This is a genomic window from Aminobacter carboxidus, assembly GCF_014863355.1.
Lineage (GTDB): Bacteria > Pseudomonadota > Alphaproteobacteria > Rhizobiales > Rhizobiaceae > Aminobacter > Aminobacter carboxidus.
Window position 1 is genome coordinate 43,870 of the sequence record NZ_JACZEP010000008.1, and the last position, 16,014, is coordinate 59,883.

The following is a 16,014-nucleotide window of genomic DNA, read 5'->3' on the forward strand; positions in this document are numbered from 1 at the left end:
CGGCTACTCCAGCGGTTCCTTCCTGGCGATGTGGCGGGCGAGCAGCCACGCCGCAATCGCCACGACGATGCCAATGGCCAAGCCGATCAGCAGGCGCTGATGGCCCTTCAGCGCATCGCCGATGATATGTTCGGCGCCAAGGCCGAAGACGTAGCCCAGGCTGACGAAGAGTGCGGCCCATATGAGTGCCGACAGCGCGTTCAGCGTGATGAACACGGGAATGGGGATGCTGGACAGGCCCGCAGCGATGCCACCGGCCAGCCGCATGCCGTAGATGTAGCGGTTGGCCAGCACGAACAGGTTGGGGTGGGCCTGCACCATCCTGTAGGCATGGCTGAAGCCCGGCCGTCGCCGCAGCAGGCGCACCCACTTGTGGCCGGAGAAGCGGCGGCCGAGCACGAAGAACAGCGTGTCGCCCAGGAAGGCTCCGGTGGCTGCGACGGCAAACGCCTGCCAGGGCGCAAACACCTGTTGGTGGGCGAAGAAGCCGCCGAGGATCGCGACGCTTTCGCCCTCCGCCATGCAGCCGATGAAGACTGCCAGCAACCCGAAGCGCTCGACCAAATGGTGGATGGTGTCGATCATTGCGCGGGTGCATTACCAGAGGCTGGGGGCGCGATACGGCCAACCTGCTCGGTAAGCTCGCGGAGCTGCTCGCGCAACAGGATGATTTCCTGGAAGCGGATCTCATCGAGCTTTTCGTGCAGCGCCATGATCTCGATCTCGGCCTTGAGGTTCACCGCATAGTCGTGCGCGGCGTCGATGCGGTCGCGTTCGGCCTGGCGGTTCTGCGACATCATGATGATCGGCGCCTGGATTGCCGCAAGCATCGACAAGATAAGGTTGAGGAAGATGAATGGGTAGGGATCGAAGGAGCCGCGGCCGAGCAACCAGGCATTCAGGCCGGTCCAGACGACAAGGAAGGCCAGAAAGGCTAAGATGAAGTTCCACGAACCGCCGATGCGCGCGATGCCGTCGGCAAGGCGGTCGCCGGTACTTTCGTGACGTTCCACGCTTTCGTTGACATTGCGCGAGACGGCTTTCCTGTCGATGGCACTTTGCAGCACCTTGTGCTCGACCTCGCTCAGGTTTTCTGTCGTCCGGGTCAGCCAGCGGCCCGCCAGATCAGCTACGCTCTTGTTCATCGTCCACTCCGCAGTGACAGCGCCTGCTTGGCAGCCGCATATCCATATACGAAGATAATGGCATGCTGCGAAACGATGCGGCGATGAGGGAACATCAATGGCGGACTTCGCAAGGATCAAGGCGCGCGCGGCCGAGCGCAAGGGCGGCGAGGCGGTGCTGAAGTCGCTGCTGGGGCCGGTGTCCGACAATGCGGCGCTCGCCAAGGTCAGCGACGACCGCGTGCTGTCGACGATGGCCGAGCGGGTGTTTGCCGCAGGATTTGTCTGGCGGGTCATCGAGCAGAAATGGCCCGGGTTCGAAGAGGCCTTCCTCGGCTTCGAGCCGAAACGGCTGTTGTTCCAGCCCGAAGACTTCTGGCATGATCTTGCCTCCGACAAACGCATCGTGCGCAACCCGCAAAAGATAAGGTCGGTGCGCGACAACGCCGCCTTTGTCGAGCGCGTCTCGAAGGAACATGGCAGCTTCGGCAAGTTCCTGGCGGCCTGGCCGGCCGATGACCAGGTCGGGCTCACGGCCTATCTCGGCAAGCATGGCAGCCGGTTGGGCGGCAACACCGGCCAGTATCTGCTGCGCTGGCTCGGCTGGGACACCTTCGTCATGTCGCAGGACATGATCCTGGCGCTGCGCGATGCCGGTCTCGACATTGGCGAGGCGGCGACGGCCAAGAAGGATCAGGCCAAGGTGCAGGCCCAGATCAATGAATGGGCAAAGGCAACCAAGCTGCCGAGGGCGCATATCTCGCGCATCCTGTCGATGTCGATCGGCGTCAACCACCCGGCCGACGAACTGCGCTCCTATATGAGCGAATGATGGTCCAATCGAACGGCATTGCCCGACACCAATACGCAGGCTAAATCGCTGACATGACGAAAAAATCGACCCCCGACATTCTTCGTATCGCTGTTGCCCAGCTCAACCCGACGGTCGGCGATATCCAGGGCAATCTTGCCAAGGCGCGCGAGGCGAGGGCGGATGCGGCGCGCCAGGGTGCCGACCTGGTGCTGTTCACCGAACTGTTCCTCGCTGGCTATCCGCCGGAGGATCTGGTGCTCAAGCCGGCCTTCCTGGCTGCCTGCGAGCGCGCGGCGGACGACTTTGCCAAGGATACCGCCGACAATGGTCCCGGCGTCATCATCGGCGTGCCGCTCAAGCGCAAGAGCGGCGTGCACAATGCGGTCATCGTCGCCGACGGAGGCAAGATCGTTGCCGAACGCTTCAAGGTCGACCTGCCCAACTATGGCGAGTTCGACGAAAAGCGCGTGTTCCAGCCTGGCCCCGACATGCCCGGGCCGGTCAATTTCCGCGGCGTGCGTATTGGCATCCCGATCTGCGAGGACATCTGGGGTGAACTCGGTGTCTGCGAGACGCTGGCCGAAAGTGGCGCTGAAATCCTGCTCGTGCCCAATGGCTCGCCTTACTACCGCACCAAGATGGACGTGCGTCACCAGGTGGCGATCCGCCAGGTGATCGAAAGCGGCCTGCCGCTGCTTTACGCCAACCAACTCGGCGGCCAGGACGAGCTGGTGTTCGACGGCGCCTCCTTCGCGATCAATGCCGACCATTCGCTGGCGTTCCAGATGAGCCAGTTCGAGGAAACGGTTGCCATGACCATGTGGCGGCGCGGCGAGGAGGGCTGGGCCTGTGTCGAAGGGCCGATGTCGAAAATCCCCGAGCGCGAGGAGGCGGACTACCGTGCCTGCATGCTGGGCCTGCGCGACTACGTCAACAAGAACGGCTTCAAGAACGTCGTACTCGGCCTTTCCGGTGGCATCGATTCGGCGATCTGTGCTGCCCTTGCCGTCGACGCGCTCGGCGAGGAGCGCCTGCGCGCGATCATGATGCCCTATCGCTATACCTCAAGCGACTCGCTCAAGGACGCCGAGGATTGCGCCCGCGCGCTCGGCTGCCGCTATGACATCGTGCCGATTCACGAGCCTGTCGATGGCTTCTCGCACGCACTGACGCAACTGTTCGAGGGCACCAAGGAAGGCATCACCGAAGAAAACCTGCAGAGCCGCGCTCGCGGCACGATCCTGATGGCTGTGTCCAACAAGTTCGGCTCGATGGTGGTGACGACGGGCAACAAGAGCGAGATGTCGGTCGGCTACGCCACGCTTTATGGCGACATGAATGGCGGCTTCAATCCGATCAAGGACCTCTACAAGATGCAGGTCTATGCGCTGTCGCGCTGGCGCAACACGCATGTGCCGCCCGGCGCGCTCGGCCCCTCCGGCGAGGTGATCCCTGAGAATATCATCGACAAGGCGCCGTCTGCGGAACTCAGGCCCAACCAGACCGACCAGGATTCGCTGCCGCCCTATCCGGTGCTGGACGACATCCTGGAGTGCCTGGTCGAAAACGAGATGGGCGTCGACGACATCGTCGCGCGCGGCCACGACCGCGACACGGTGCACCGCATCGAGCACCTGCTCTACATCGCCGAATACAAGCGGCGGCAGGCGGCGCCGGGCGTGAAGATCACTAAGAAGAACTTTGGCCGTGATCGCCGCTATCCGATCACCAACAGATTCAGGGATCGCGGCTAAACCACTGCAACTGAAATGAAAACCGACAGCAGACCGGAGGGGTTCATGGCCGAGGTCGAAATCAGCTTCGACGTCTCGCGGATCGACTTCGACAAGACGTCGGAAGTGATCAAGGCGAGCTACTGGGGCGAGGGTCGGACCGACGAGATCCATCGCCGGGCCTTCGCCAATTCGCTTTGCGTCGGCGCCTATGTCGACGGCGAGCAGGTAGGGTTCGCCCGCGTCGTCAGCGATCATGCCTGCTTTGCCTATGTCGCCGACGTCATCGTCTGGCCCGAGCGGCGCGGTTTCGGTATCGGCAAGAAGCTGATCCAGGCACTGCTCGACCATCCCGAGCTTGCGACCGTGACCGGCTTTTCGCTGCGGACCTCGGACGCGCACAGCCTCTACGAACAATTCGGCTTCGTTACCTCGACTGACGGCATGTATATGCGCCTGTCGCGGCAGCTAGCCACCCAAGAATAGACCGAGGGCGTGACTTACATAGCCTTCGTTCGAGACAATCCGCGCTGGCTGGCCGGCGGGTTCTTGCTCACCTTCTTTTCGACCTTCGGTATGACATCGTTCGTCGCCCTGTCGGCCGGCGATATCCGACGCGACTATGGACTGTCGCATGGCGAGTTCGGCACGCTGTACATGTTCGCCACGCTCGCCAGCGCGTTGAGCCTGCCGCGGCTTGGCCAGATCGTCGATCGCTACAGCGTGCAGAAAGTGGCGCTGTTCGTCGTGCCGATGCTGGCCCTGGCGAGCGCATCGATGGCGCTGTCGCAGCATCTCGTTGTGTTGTTCGTGACCATCTATGTCCTGCGCCTGTTTGGTCAGGGCATGATGGTGCACACCGCCTATACCGCAACCGCGCGCTGGTTTTCGGCGCAAAGGGGACGCGCGCTTTCAACAGTCATTCTTGGCCACAACGCCGGCGACGCCATCCTCCCGATGGGCTTTGTGCTGATCGCCACTTCGGTTGGCTGGCGCAATGGTTGGCTGCTGGCGGCCGCAGCGCTGGCTTTGATCGCCGTGCCGGCAATCGCCTTGCTGGTGGCCGCGGACCGGAAGCCGCGCTCATCTGATCCCGCGGCGCGCCAGATCGATGCGCGCGACTGGACGCGGGCTGAGGTGATCCGCGATCCGATCTTCTACGTCTTGCTGCTTGGCGTCATGGCGCCGGGCTTGATCGTGACGACGCTGTTCTTCCACCAGGTCTATCTGGTGGAGTTGCGCGGCTGGTCGCTCGAGGTCTTTGCGTCGTCGTTTCTGGTGACGGCGATGGTCAATGCCGCCTTCACGCTGGTCGTCGGCCAACTCATCGACCGCTTTTCTGGCGTGTCGCTGTTGCCTTTCGTGCTGTTGCCCCTGGGGGCCGCCTGCCTGCTATTGGGCCTCGTCGACGCGCAGTGGAGTGCCTTCGGTTTCATGGCGCTGCTCGGCATTTCGAACGGTTTGTCGACAACGCTGTTCGGTGCGGTCTGGCCCGAGGTCTATGGCCTGAAGCACCTTGGCTCGATCAGGGCGCTGATCGTCTCCGCCGGGGTGCTCGCTTCCGCCATCGGGCCGGGCCTGACCGGATATCTGATCGACGCAGGCGTCAGCTATCCCGGCCAGATCCTGGCGATGGGCATCTACTGCTTCGCCATTTCATTCGTGCTCCTGCTTGCTTCGCGCCGGGTGCGTGCGCGAAGCCAAGTCCAGACAGCGCCAGCCGTGGTCGGCGTGTAGCCGGCTACTTGCCGGAAATGCTTTCCACGGTGTCGCGCCGGTCGTAGACGTGGTCGACGATTCCCCAATCTCTGGCTTCCTCCGCCGTGAAGAAGTAGTCGCGATCGAGCACGCGCGCCACTTCGTCTTCCGTGCGTCCGCAATGTTCGGCGTAGAGCCTGGTCATGCGCCGCTTGAGTTTGAGAATGTCTTCGGCATGGCGCTCGATGTCGGAGGCCTGGCCGCGGAAGCCGCCGGAGGGCTGGTGCAGGATCACACTGGCATTGGGCAGGGCGATGCGCCTGCCTGGTGCGCCGGCCATCAGCAGGAACGAGCCCATGGAGCCCGCCGTGCCCATGCACAGCGTCGATACCGGGCAGCGGATGAACTGCATCGTGTCGTAGATCGCAAACCCGCTGGTCACCACGCCGCCGGGCGAGTTGATGTAGAACGAGATTTCGCGGGTCGGGTTTTCCGACTCGAGAAACAGCAGCTGGGCGCAGATCAACGACGCCGAATTGTCGTCGACCTCGCCGTTCAGGAAAACGATCCGCTCGCGCAGTAGCCGGGAGAAGATGTCGAAAGAGCGTTCGCCACGTGGCGACTGTTCGACGACCATAGGGACGAGTTGCATCGTGTCGCGCATGCGCGAAAATCCTTTCATCTATGGAATTTGTTGGGCCTAGGCGGCGGCGCGCATTAGCGGCGGGCTGTTCGAATTCGCCGGCGCGGCGATGGTTCTCACCGGCTCGACGCTATGGGTCAGACGGAACCATGTGCCGCCGTCCGGCTGGGCTTCGAGATCGAAGGTCACGAACGTGTAGGGTTCGCTCACCGTGGCGTCGTTCCAGGCGTAACGAACGCGCGAGAAGGGCAGGGCCTCGATGATGCGGTAGGCAGGTCCGGTAGTGTCAGCGGCGACCTTGTCCGCCGCCGGCACATCGAGCCAGGTCGCGACAAACTCCGGCACCGTCAGTGCTCGCCAGACCTTTTCCGGAGTGGCTTCCAACTCGCATTCGACGACGACGGTGTCCTCGTTAGTTTCCTGCCTTTGGGTGTCCGTCATTGGTCCATCTCCTTGAGCAGCGTCTTCAGTTTCTCGACACGGTTCGGCCAGAAGCCGCGATAACGGGTGAGCCAGTCGAACAACGGCCTCAGCCCGTCAGGGTTGACGCTGTAGTTCACATGCCTGCCGGCACGCTCCTCGTTGATCAGCCCGGCGCCACGCAGCACGGCGATGTGTTGCGAAATCGCCGGCTGTGAAATCGCAAGTCCCTCGCGCAGTTCCGTTGCGTTTTTCTCGCCCGCGGTCAGGCGGTCGAGGACGGCACGGCGGGTAGGATCGGACAGGGCACGGAATATTTCGGATTCGTTCATGGAATTTAGATAAGCATGGACTTATCTGTTGCGCAAGTGGCTGCCGGCTTTGCACTTGTTCTGGCACAACAGGCTTCGGTCCAGAGCGGGGGTTGGCTAAGCAAAAATGCTCGGTTATAAGCAAATTCTTCGCGGCCACTAACAGGGAGGTCTGAATGCCAGAATATGACATGTCCTCCCGAGGTTCGAACCGAGGTCATTGACTCGGCGATCCGTCTTCGGCGTCCTCTCTTTCTGACGCTGCCGTTCCGCGACTTCCTGATTCAGCAAGAATTATTCGTCGCGCCTTTGAACATCTTTTTCTAGGGATGGCGTCGGCTTCCGGCGCCTCATGGCATCATGTCTCGTTTTCGTATCGATCTGCGCGGCGGTGCATTCCGCAGCGTTTTGGGTTTCACTTTCAGACACTGGCAACGCCAGCCGGTCCGGCTCGTCATCATCTCGGCGGCCGTGCTCATCTCGACGATGGCTGACGTCCTGACGCCGCTCTATTCGGGCCGGCTGATCGACGCCGTGGCCAGCGGTGCCGCGACAAACGAAGTGGCGTGGAACGCAGCACTTGCCGCGTTCTTCACCTTGCTTGCGCTCGCCACGGGCTCGCTGGTGTTCCGTCACATCGCGTTTGTCGGCATCATCGAGCTGACGCTCAAGATGATGTCGGATATCGCCCAGGACGCGTTTCATCGCGTCCAGCGTTTTTCCACCGACTGGCACGCCAACAGCTTTGCCGGCTCGACGGTGCGCAAGGTGACGCGTGGCATGTGGGCGCTCGACCTGCTCAATGACACGCTGCTGGTGGCGCTGCTGCCTTCCTTGGTGATGTTGCTCGGCTCGACAATCCTGCTTGGCTGGCACTGGCCGATGATGGGTCTGATCATTGCCGCCGGTTCGCTGATCTTCATAGCGCAGACGGTGGTGATGTCGCTCGGCTTTGTCGCCCCGGCGGCAAGCCTCGCCAACAGCTGGGATACGCGGCTCGGTGGCTCCTTGGCCGACGCCGTCAGCTGCAACTCGGTGGTCAAGGCTTTTGGTGCCGAGGAACGCGAGGAAAGCCGGCTCGCCAAGGTGATCGCCAAGTGGCGTCACCGCACGGGTCGCACCTGGATGCGTGGGACGATCAACGGCACGTCGCAGAACGTTACCCTGGTGCTGCTGCGCGCCGCGATCATCGGTTTCGCGTTGTTCCTGTGGTCGAACGGGCAGGCAAGCGCCGGCGATATCGCCTTCGTGCTGACCTCGTTCTTCCTGTTGCAGGGCTATCTGCGCGATGTCGGCATGCACATCCGAAACCTGCAGCGCTCGGTCAACGACATGGAGGAACTGGTCGACATCCAGGGCCAGCCGCTCGGCGTTGCCGATCGGCCCAGCGCCAAGGCGATCCAGATCCGCGACGGCGGCATCGAGTTCGATCACGTGACGTTCCACTACGGCACACACGCGCTGCCGCTCTACCGGGATTTTTCGGTGTCGATCAAGCCGGGCGAGCGCGTCGGTCTTGTCGGCCACTCCGGTTCGGGCAAGACGACTTTCGTCAAGCTGATCCAGCGGCTCTACGATGTCGGCGGCGGCAATATCACGATCGACGGGCAGGACATCGCCAAGGCGACGCAGTCGTCGCTGCGCGGCCAGATCGCGATCGTCCAGCAGGAGCCGATCCTGTTCCACCGTTCGCTGGCCGAGAACATCGCTTATGCCCGGCCGGGCGCGACGCAGGCCGAGATCGAGCACGCGGCAAGGCTTGCCAGCGCGCACGACTTCATCCAGCGCCTGCCCAAGGGCTATGGCACGCTGGTGGGTGAGCGTGGTGTCAAGCTGTCGGGCGGCGAACGCCAGCGCGTGGCGATTGCCCGCGCCTTCCTGGCCGACGCGCCGATCCTGATTCTCGACGAGGCGACCTCCAGCCTCGATTCGGAATCGGAGGTGCTGATCCAGCAGGCGATGGAACGCCTGATGGTCGGGCGCACGACGCTGATCATCGCGCACCGTCTGTCGACGGTGCGCGCGCTCGACCGGCTGCTCGTCTTCGATCGCGGCGAGATCGTCGAGGAAGGCCGGCATGAGGCGCTGGTTCGGAGAGACGGCGGCATTTATCGCCGCCTGTTCGAACGCCAGGCACTGGAGCTCACCAAAGGGCTCGTCTAACTATTCAACGGGCCGCGAGCGATCGCGGCCCGTTCGTCATTTGCAAGTAGGCCGCAAGCAGATGTAGCCCCTTTGGTCGGCTTCCATTCGTGCCGTGCTTGCTTTATTTCTGGTGCAGAGGTGCGGGGGCGCCGCCTTGTCAACGCAAAAGCCTTCCGCTACGCCCCGATCATGACAGTAACAGTTCGCTTCGCCCCTTCGCCCACCGGCCGCATCCACATCGGCAATGCGCGCACCGCTTTGTTCAATTGGCTGTTCGCCCTTAAGCACAAGGGCCGGTTCGTCCAGCGCTTCGACGACACCGACGTCGAGCGCTCGCGCCAGGAATTCGCCGACTCGATTCTCTACGACCTGCACTGGCTCGGCATCTTTCCCGACCAGACCGAGTACCAGTCGCGCCGCTTCGCCAGCTATGATGCGGCGGTCGACAAGCTCAAGGCATCAGGCGTGCTCTATGCCTGCTACGAAACGCCTGAAGAGCTCGACCTGCGCCGCAAGGTGCGCCGTACGCGCGGTCTGCCGCCGGTCTATGGCCGCGAGGCGCTGAAGCTGACCGATGCCGAACGCGAATCCTACGAGCATGACGGGCGCAAGCCGCATTGGCGCTTCCTGCTGCCCAATTTCGTCTCCGATCCGTTCGAAACCCAGCGTACCGACATTCACTGGACCGACATCGTGCGCGGCGAAGAGACCGTCGACCTGGCGTCGCTTTCCGATCCTGTGCTGGTGCGCGAGGATGGAACCTATCTCTACACGCTACCTTCGGTGGTCGATGACATCGAGATGGAGATCAGCCACGTCATACGCGGCGACGACCATGTCACCAACACCGGCGTGCAGATCGCCCTGTTTCGTGCGCTCGGCGCCGAGCCGCCTGTTTTCGGCCATCACAACCTGCTAACGACCGCGTCCGGCGAAGGCCTGTCCAAGCGCACCGGTGCGCTTTCGATCGAGAGCCTGCGCGATGGCGGCATCGAACCGATGTCGGTTGCCTCGCTCGCCGTGCTTGTCGGCACGTCGGAGAATGTCACGGCGGTGCCGAGCCTTGGCGACCTTGCCGAAAAGTTCGATCCGGCCGCGACCTCGAAGTCGGCCGCGAAGTTCGATCCCGACGAGCTTTTGGTGCTCAATCGCGCGCTGCTGCACCACATGTCGTTCGACGAAGTGCGCGACCGCCTGATGGTGCTCGGCGTCAGTGGCGAGCATGCCGAGGCATTCTGGATGGCTGTGCGTGGCAATCTCGACAGGCTGTCGGATGCCGTGTCGTGGTGGCGTATCCTGCGCGAAGGGCCACAGCCGGCCGCCGAGATCGCCGATGAGGATCGCGAGTTCGTCGGCCAGGCGCTTGACCTGCTGCCCGAAGAGCCATGGGACGGCAATGTCTGGAAGGATTGGACAGCCAAGGTGAAGAAGGCGACCGGCCGCAAGGGCAAGGCGCTGTTCATGCCGCTGCGGCTCGCGCTCACCGGGCTGGAGTCTGGCCCGGAGCTCGCAGATCTATTGCCGCTTGTGGGTCGGGAAGGAACGTTGGCCCGACGGCCCTGACCTTGCGGTTGGGGTCAGGCGCCGGACGAGGTGCTACAGGCACGGACCGTTCTTCCGCCGGCTTGGCCTGCGGGGCGCTCGGCACCGGGCGCCCTTCGCCGGCGATAACGGAAAAATTCCTGTTCAGGCTGACATTGCAGCCGCAGGCCGGCACGCGCGGCAAGTCGACGCGCTTATAGCGGTAGGCGGTCGCGAGATTGCGGTAGGGCTGGCCGGAGCGGGCGGAAACCATGCTCTCCTGCGGCTGGCCGGCATTGAGGTGATAAAACAGCTCGATCTCGGTCCCCGGACAACTCGCCGCGCAGTTCTTCTCGTCACGCTGGAAATCCGACAGGTCGGCGGCGTTCGACATCGGAAAGAAGTAGCCGTCGCAGGTGCGTACGCACAAGGTGCGGTATTCGCCGGCACCTTGTTGCTGGCCGCGGCCGACGACGATGTGTTGCGGGTAGCTCTCGTTGAAGCTCAGGGTGGTCGTCTCCCCGCCACGAATGATGGTCGCGCCGCGCTGGTCCTGTGACGGATCGCTGCCCATGGCTTCTTCCGTTTCATCGATTAGATCGTTGCAGCCCGCGAATTGCATTGCGTCGAGAATGCGGATGCGCTCGCGCCTGGCGTTCCTGTTCGGCCGCGCGGACTGGCCGGCGAGCTCGCCGAGATTGTCCTCCATCGCAGCGATCTTGGCATTCAATGCGGCGCACTGGGCGATGATGTCGGGCGAGATCGCCCTGTTACAGCCGAGATCCGAAGCCCTGATGCGGGCAAGGTCGATCTGGTCCTGCTGGGTGTCGGCCGCGGCGGAAAATTCGTCCGGCTGGGCAAAGCTACCGGACCCCTGCGCGGGCAAGCTTGCCAGTTCGGCCTCGAGTTCCAGGCACTCGGCCGAAGCGGCGAAAGACGATCCGGTCGCCAGTATCGACAAGGCAACGGCAAGCAGCCAGGTAATGCCTGGCTGGCTTCTCGAGATTATGCGTCTGCCGCGCCCGAACATGCCGATTCCGCAAGGATAGACTCAACCCTAGCGCCAGCGAGGTTAACCGTTTGTTGGGAAACGGCTAACCCTGCGCTTATGCTCAGCCTATCGCGTGTGCGCGCTGGGACGCCTCGACGACCGCGAGCGCCGTCATGTTGACGATGCCGCGCGAGGTGACCGACGGTGTCAGGATGTGGGCCGGCTGGGCGGTGCCGAGCAGGATCGGACCGACATGCAGCGCGTCCATCATCGTCTTGACGGTGGTCAGCGCGATGTTGGCGGCGTCAAGATTGGGGAAGACCAAAAGGTTGGCTTCGCCCTTCAACGTCGAGTGCGGATAGACGCGCTGGCGCAGCACTTCCGAAAGTGCGGAATCGCCATGCATTTCGCCATCGCTGGCGAGTTCCGGCGCAATGCGCTTGAGGATCGCGGCAGCCTCACGCATTTTCTGCGCGCTTTGCGAGTCGCGGGAGCCGAAGTTCGAATGCGACAGCAAGGCCGCCTTGGGTTCGATGCCGAAGCGGCGGATCTCGTCGGCCGCCAGCATCGTCATCTCGGCGATCTCTTCGGCGGTCGGATCGACGGTCACGTAGGTGTCGGTGAAGAACAGCACGCCGCGCTGCGAGATCAGCATCGACAGGGCGGACAAATCACGGTCCTTGACCCCGTCACGGGCGCCGACGATCAGCGTGACGTTGCGCAAATGGCGTTCGAAACGGCCCTCCAGCCCGCAGATCATCGCATCGGCGTCGCCGCGCTTGAGGGCGATGGCCGCGATGACAGTGTTGTTGGTGCGCACCATGGTGCGCGCCGCCTCGGGCGTGATGCCCTGGCGGCCGCCAAGGTCGATCAGGTGGTCGACATAGTGGCGGTAACGCGGATCATCCTCGGGATTGATGACCTCGAAATCGATGCCCGGGCGGATGCGCAGGCCATAACGCTTGAGCCTGACTTCAATGACATGCGGACGGCCGATCAGGATCGGCTTGGCGAGGCCTTCCTCGAGCACCACCTGGGCGGCGCGCAGCACACGCTCGTCTTCGCCGTCGGCGTAGATGACGCGCTTGGACGCCGCCTGCTTGGCGTTGGAGAAGATCGGCTTCATCACCAGGCCGGAGCGGAAGACGAAGCGGCTGAGCTTTTCGACATAGGCTGTGAAGTCGGCGATCGGGCGGGTCGCGACGCCGGTCTCGCAGGCGGCCTTGGCAACGGCCGGCGCGATCCTCAGGATCAGCCGGGGGTCGAAGGGCGAGGGGATCAGGAAGTCGGGGCCGAAGGTCGGCGTCTCGCCGGAATAGGCGCGTGCCGCGACATCGGATGGCTCCTCGCGGGCGAGGGCGGCGATGGCACGGACGGCGGCCATTTTCATCTCTTCGTTGATGGCGCGCGCGCCGCAGTCGAGGGCGCCGCGGAAGATGTAGGGGAAGCACAGGACGTTGTTGACCTGGTTCGGGAAGTCCGAGCGTCCGGTGCAGATCATCGCGTCGGGACGGGCAGCGCGCGCGAGCTCGGGCATGATTTCAGGGTTTGGGTTGGCCAGCGCCAGGATCAGCGGCTTGTCCGCCATCTCGGACAGCAGCTCCGGCTTCAACACGCCGGCTGCCGACAGGCCGAGGAAGACGTCGGCGCCGCCGATGACATCGGCCAGAACGCGCGCGTTGGTGTCCTTGACGTAAGGGTCCTTCCAGCGGTCCATTTCCTCGACACGGCCCTTGTGGGCGACGCCGAAGCGGTCGGTGACCCAGATGTTTTCAAACTTCGCGCCGAGCGATACCAAGAGGTTGAGGCAGGCGAGGGCGGCGGCGCCGGCACCTGAGGTGACGATCTTGACGTCATCGATCTTCTTGCCGGCAAGTTCCAGGCCGTTGAGAACCGCTGCCGCGACGATGATCGCGGTGCCGTGCTGGTCGTCATGGAAGACCGGGATGCGCATCTTGGCCTTGAGCTGTTCCTCGACCTCGAAGCACTCGGGCGCCTTGATGTCTTCGAGGTTGATGCCGCCGAAAGTCGGCTCAAGTGCCGCGATGGTGCTGACCATCTGCTCGATCTCGGGCGCGTCGATCTCGATGTCGAAGACGTCGATGCCGGCGAACTTCTTGAACAGGACGGCCTTGCCTTCCATCACCGGCTTGGATGCCAGCGGGCCGATATTGCCGAGGCCGAGCACGGCGGTGCCGTTGGAAATCACCGCGACCAGATTGGCGCGTCCGGTGTAGTCGGCGGCGGTTTCGGGGTCGTCCTTGATGGCCAGGCAGGGGGCTGCGACGCCTGGCGAATAAGCCAGCGCCAGGTCGCGCTGGTTGCCGAGCGGCTTGGTTGCCTGGATTTCGAGCTTACCGGGAACCGGGTGCTTGTGGAAAAAGAGCGCGGCCTGGTCGAGGTCGGAGAGCGCTTCCTTCTTCTTGTCGTTCCCGGCCATCTATCGCTCCTTGCAGAATCCGCATCAAAGGCCGTTATTAGCACGCCAACGGCATTTTTGGAGGTGTCAACGGCCAGATAGCGGTTGAATCAGTTTCAAGCACTGGAACGGCAATCATTCCAGATGCTTGACGCCGATTGCTGATATTGCGGACCAAGCGGGTCCGGTCAGAAGGAGCTGACGTAGAGCCCGCCGTCGACGGGAATGTTCTGGCCGGTCAGGTAGCCAGCGTGAACCGAACACAGGAAAGCGCAGATCTGGCCGAATTCTTCCGGCGTGCCGAGCCGGCCAGCAGGGATTTCAGCACTCAGGCGGGCACGCCGTGCCGCACCCTGTTCGGGATCCTCGACGCTGCCAGGTTCATGCGGGCCACGCAGGCGATCGGTGTCGAGCTTGCCGGGCAGCATGTTGTTGATGGTGACGTTGCGATTGGCGACGGTTCGCGCCACGCCGGCGAGGAATGCGGTGAGCCCGGCGCGGGCGCCCGACGACAGGTCGAGCCCTGCTATCGGCGTATAGACCGACAGCGAGGTGATGTTGACGACGCGGCCGAAGCCACGCTCGGCCATGCCGTCGAGCACCGCTTTGATCAGCTCGATCGGCGTGACCATGTTGTTGGTGACGCCTTCGAGGATCTTGGCGCGGTCGAGTTCGCGGAAATCGCGATAGGGGGGACCGCCATTGTTGTTGACGAGGATGTCGGGAGACGGGCAGGCGGCGAGCAGCGCCTTCTGGACCTCGGGATTGGAAACGTCGCCGGCGATCTCCGTGACCTTGACACCGAATCGCTGGCGGATTTCGTCCGCCGTGCGGCTGAGGGCTGCGGCGTCGCGACCGTTGAGGAACAGCTCGCAGCCTGCCTCGGCCAGTGCGATGGCGCAGCCCTTGCCGAGGCCGCGGCTCGACGCACAGACAATTGCCTTCTTCCCGCTGATGCCGAGATCCATGATGCGTCTCCTGTAGGTGATGGTTCACCCTAGGACCGTCGGCAGGTGACTGCAACCGTCATACGGCTGTTGCATGAATCTGGGCATAGCCAGCGCGACAGCAACGGGTGAAATGCCATGTCCGGCACCAGCACACGCAGTTTCCGAACGCTATTCATCTCCGATGTCCATCTGGGCTCGAAGGGTGCGAAGGCCGACTACCTGATCGACTTCCTGCGCCATCATGAGGCTGAGAGCATCTATCTGGTCGGCGACATCGTCGACGGCTGGCGCCTGCGCCGGTCCTGGCACTGGCCGCAGACGCACAACGACGTCGTCCAGAAGCTGCTGCGCCAGGCGCGCAAGGGCACTGCCATTACCTACATCGCCGGCAACCACGACGAGTTCGCCCGGATGTTCCAGGGTGTGCATTTCGGTGGCATCGTCGTTGCCGACCGTGCCATCCACGAAGCGGCAGATGGCAAGCGCTTCCTGGTCATCCATGGCGATCAGTTCGACGCGGTGGTGCAGAATGCGCGCTGGCTCGCTTATCTTGGCGACTTCGCCTATGACGCGGCCATGGCGACGAACCGGCTGGTGGCGCGCTTCCGCCGCACCTTCGGCATGCCCTATTGGTCGTTTTCGTCCTGGGCCAAGGTCAAGGTCAAGAAGGCCGTCAACTTCATCGGCGCCTTCCAGGACGTGCTGACCGAGGAAGCGCGGCGCTCGGAAGTGGACGGCGTCATCTGCGGCCACATCCATCATCCGGTGATCGAGAATTTCGACGGCATCCAATACATCAACACCGGCGACTGGGTCGAAAACTGCACGGCTGTAGCCGAAGATTTCGATGGCAGCTTCGTCATCCTGCGCTGGCCGCATGTGCTGGCCGGCAAGCTGATCAACGAACCGTTCGTGCCGATGGTGGTCGACCAGCGTGTCGACAAGGCAGCCGCCTGAACGGAACGGTATCGATGGGCAGCTTCAAATATGCCTCGCGTCCCTGGCGGGACGGACCTGGCCATGCAGCGATTGCCGTGCCGCGCGTTGCCGAGACGCTGCACAGGCGGGCGCGGCGGCTCGGCGCGCAGCACCTTCCCATGGAAACGCAAGCGACGCCGCGCCTTGGCCGATAGGCCTCGAGGGATTGGCCCAAGCTTTGGCTGCCTTTTACGCTGTCCCGCTGGCTTTCGTGGCGCAGCCACCCATGGTAATGGATCAGGCAAATCGGTGAGGCTTGTATGGTTC

At 63.2% G+C, this 16,014-nt stretch carries 16 protein-coding genes; 8 read left to right on the forward strand and 8 right to left on the reverse strand.

The genetic code is table 11. From position 1 onward, the window contains the following. Positions 1-3 precede the first annotated feature (3 nt). Both IHE39_RS22395 and IHE39_RS22400 read right to left on the reverse strand, forming a co-directional pair. Positions 4-585: a DedA family protein gene (locus IHE39_RS22395; RefSeq protein ID WP_192568018.1), complete on the reverse strand. Its 582-nt coding sequence runs from the start codon at positions 583-585 to the stop codon at positions 4-6. After that, complete coding sequence (locus IHE39_RS22400) at positions 582-1,145, reverse strand: DUF1003 domain-containing protein (RefSeq protein ID WP_192568019.1); 564 nt, start codon at positions 1,143-1,145, stop codon at positions 582-584. The genes IHE39_RS22395 and IHE39_RS22400 overlap by 4 nt, the downstream gene beginning before the upstream one ends. Before the next feature lie 97 nt (positions 1,146-1,242). Here IHE39_RS22400 and IHE39_RS22405 point away from each other — a divergent pair, with 97 nt between their 5' ends. From IHE39_RS22405 to IHE39_RS22420, 4 genes are read left to right on the forward strand one after another with little or no spacing between them, the layout of a single operon-like run. Next, the gene (locus IHE39_RS22405) at positions 1,243-1,956 is read left to right on the forward strand and encodes a DNA-3-methyladenine glycosylase I (RefSeq protein ID WP_192568020.1); all 714 of its coding nucleotides are present in this window, start codon (positions 1,243-1,245) and stop codon (positions 1,954-1,956) included. A 53-nt stretch (positions 1,957-2,009) separates the two neighbouring features. Beyond that, positions 2,010-3,692 (forward strand): NAD+ synthase, encoded by a 1,683-nt coding sequence (locus IHE39_RS22410; RefSeq protein WP_192568021.1) that lies wholly within the window; start codon positions 2,010-2,012, stop codon positions 3,690-3,692. 45 nt (positions 3,693-3,737) lie between these two features. After that, positions 3,738-4,157, forward strand: coding sequence for a GNAT family N-acetyltransferase (locus IHE39_RS22415; RefSeq protein WP_192568022.1), 420 nt, complete (start codon positions 3,738-3,740; stop codon positions 4,155-4,157). Between the two features lie 9 nt (positions 4,158-4,166). Continuing rightward, positions 4,167-5,408 carry an MFS transporter gene (locus tag IHE39_RS22420; protein ID WP_192568023.1) on the forward strand — a complete coding sequence of 414 codons (1,242 nt, stop codon included), beginning with the start codon at positions 4,167-4,169 and terminating at the stop codon, positions 5,406-5,408. 4 nt (positions 5,409-5,412) lie between these two features. On the opposite strand, the gene IHE39_RS22425 is transcribed toward IHE39_RS22420, so the two are convergent. From IHE39_RS22425 to IHE39_RS22435, 3 genes are read right to left on the reverse strand one after another with little or no spacing between them, the layout of a single operon-like run. Continuing rightward, entirely contained in the window at positions 5,413-6,033 is a 621-nt protein-coding gene (locus IHE39_RS22425; protein ID WP_184767550.1) for an ATP-dependent Clp protease proteolytic subunit, read from the reverse strand. A gap of 36 nt (positions 6,034-6,069) precedes the next feature. After that, complete coding sequence (locus IHE39_RS22430) at positions 6,070-6,453, reverse strand: SRPBCC family protein (RefSeq protein WP_192568024.1); 384 nt, start codon at positions 6,451-6,453, stop codon at positions 6,070-6,072. Then, positions 6,450-6,764: an ArsR/SmtB family transcription factor gene (locus tag IHE39_RS22435; protein ID WP_192568025.1), complete on the reverse strand. Its 315-nt coding sequence runs from the start codon at positions 6,762-6,764 to the stop codon at positions 6,450-6,452. Before IHE39_RS22435 ends, IHE39_RS22430 begins: the two co-directional genes overlap by 4 nt. A 339-nt stretch (positions 6,765-7,103) precedes the next feature. On the opposite strand from IHE39_RS22435, the gene IHE39_RS22440 reads away from it, so the two are divergent. Next, the gene (locus IHE39_RS22440; protein WP_192568026.1) at positions 7,104-8,906 is read left to right on the forward strand and encodes an ABC transporter ATP-binding protein; all 1,803 of its coding nucleotides are present in this window, start codon (positions 7,104-7,106) and stop codon (positions 8,904-8,906) included. A 171-nt stretch (positions 8,907-9,077) separates the two neighbouring features. Further along, a complete protein-coding gene (gene gltX, locus IHE39_RS22445) occupies positions 9,078-10,451 on the forward strand; it encodes a glutamate--tRNA ligase (protein ID WP_192568027.1) in 1,374 nt (457 codons plus the stop codon). Here gltX and IHE39_RS22450 read toward each other — a convergent pair. The 3 genes from IHE39_RS22450 to IHE39_RS22460 form a co-directional block, all read right to left on the reverse strand. Continuing rightward, positions 10,369-11,439, reverse strand: coding sequence for a DUF2865 domain-containing protein (locus IHE39_RS22450; RefSeq protein WP_192568028.1), 1,071 nt, complete (start codon positions 11,437-11,439; stop codon positions 10,369-10,371). The genes gltX and IHE39_RS22450 overlap by 83 nt on opposite strands. 82 nt (positions 11,440-11,521) lie before the next feature. Further along, positions 11,522-13,840, reverse strand: a complete 2,319-nt coding sequence (locus tag IHE39_RS22455) for an NADP-dependent malic enzyme (RefSeq protein ID WP_192568029.1) — start codon at positions 13,838-13,840, stop codon at positions 11,522-11,524. Positions 13,841-14,007: 167 nt separating this feature from the next. Beyond that, positions 14,008-14,787, reverse strand: coding sequence for an SDR family oxidoreductase (locus IHE39_RS22460; RefSeq protein WP_184767557.1), 780 nt, complete (start codon positions 14,785-14,787; stop codon positions 14,008-14,010). Between the two features lie 117 nt (positions 14,788-14,904). Here IHE39_RS22460 and IHE39_RS22465 point away from each other — a divergent pair, with 117 nt between their 5' ends. Together IHE39_RS22465 and IHE39_RS22470 are read left to right on the forward strand one after the other, a co-directional pair. Continuing rightward, positions 14,905-15,726: a UDP-2,3-diacylglucosamine diphosphatase gene (locus IHE39_RS22465; RefSeq protein ID WP_184767558.1), complete on the forward strand. Its 822-nt coding sequence runs from the start codon at positions 14,905-14,907 to the stop codon at positions 15,724-15,726. Between the two features lie 14 nt (positions 15,727-15,740). After that, positions 15,741-15,902, forward strand: coding sequence for a hypothetical protein (locus IHE39_RS22470; protein ID WP_184767559.1), 162 nt, complete (start codon positions 15,741-15,743; stop codon positions 15,900-15,902). Positions 15,903-16,014: the final 112 nt, after the last annotated feature.

Coding starts and splice junctions, on each gene's coding strand:
- IHE39_RS22395 (WP_192568018.1), bottom strand. CDS start 585: ATGATCGACACCATCCACCATTTGGTCGAGCGCTTCGGGTTGCTGGCA.
- IHE39_RS22400 (WP_192568019.1), bottom strand. CDS start 1,145: ATGAACAAGAGCGTAGCTGATCTGGCGGGCCGCTGGCTGACCCGGACG.
- IHE39_RS22405 (WP_192568020.1), top strand. CDS start 1,243: ATGGCGGACTTCGCAAGGATCAAGGCGCGCGCGGCCGAGCGCAAGGGC.
- IHE39_RS22410 (WP_192568021.1), top strand. CDS start 2,010: ATGACGAAAAAATCGACCCCCGACATTCTTCGTATCGCTGTTGCCCAG.
- IHE39_RS22415 (WP_192568022.1), top strand. CDS start 3,738: ATGGCCGAGGTCGAAATCAGCTTCGACGTCTCGCGGATCGACTTCGAC.
- IHE39_RS22425 (WP_184767550.1), bottom strand. CDS start 6,033: ATGCGCGACACGATGCAACTCGTCCCTATGGTCGTCGAACAGTCGCCA.
- IHE39_RS22430 (WP_192568024.1), bottom strand. CDS start 6,453: ATGACGGACACCCAAAGGCAGGAAACTAACGAGGACACCGTCGTCGTC.
- IHE39_RS22435 (WP_192568025.1), bottom strand. CDS start 6,764: ATGAACGAATCCGAAATATTCCGTGCCCTGTCCGATCCTACCCGCCGT.
- IHE39_RS22440 (WP_192568026.1), top strand. CDS start 7,104: ATGTCTCGTTTTCGTATCGATCTGCGCGGCGGTGCATTCCGCAGCGTT.
- gltX (WP_192568027.1), top strand. CDS start 9,078: ATGACAGTAACAGTTCGCTTCGCCCCTTCGCCCACCGGCCGCATCCAC.
- IHE39_RS22450 (WP_192568028.1), bottom strand. CDS start 11,439: ATGTTCGGGCGCGGCAGACGCATAATCTCGAGAAGCCAGCCAGGCATT.
- IHE39_RS22455 (WP_192568029.1), bottom strand. CDS start 13,840: ATGGCCGGGAACGACAAGAAGAAGGAAGCGCTCTCCGACCTCGACCAG.
- IHE39_RS22460 (WP_184767557.1), bottom strand. CDS start 14,787: ATGGATCTCGGCATCAGCGGGAAGAAGGCAATTGTCTGTGCGTCGAGC.
- IHE39_RS22465 (WP_184767558.1), top strand. CDS start 14,905: ATGTCCGGCACCAGCACACGCAGTTTCCGAACGCTATTCATCTCCGAT.
- IHE39_RS22470 (WP_184767559.1), top strand. CDS start 15,741: ATGGGCAGCTTCAAATATGCCTCGCGTCCCTGGCGGGACGGACCTGGC.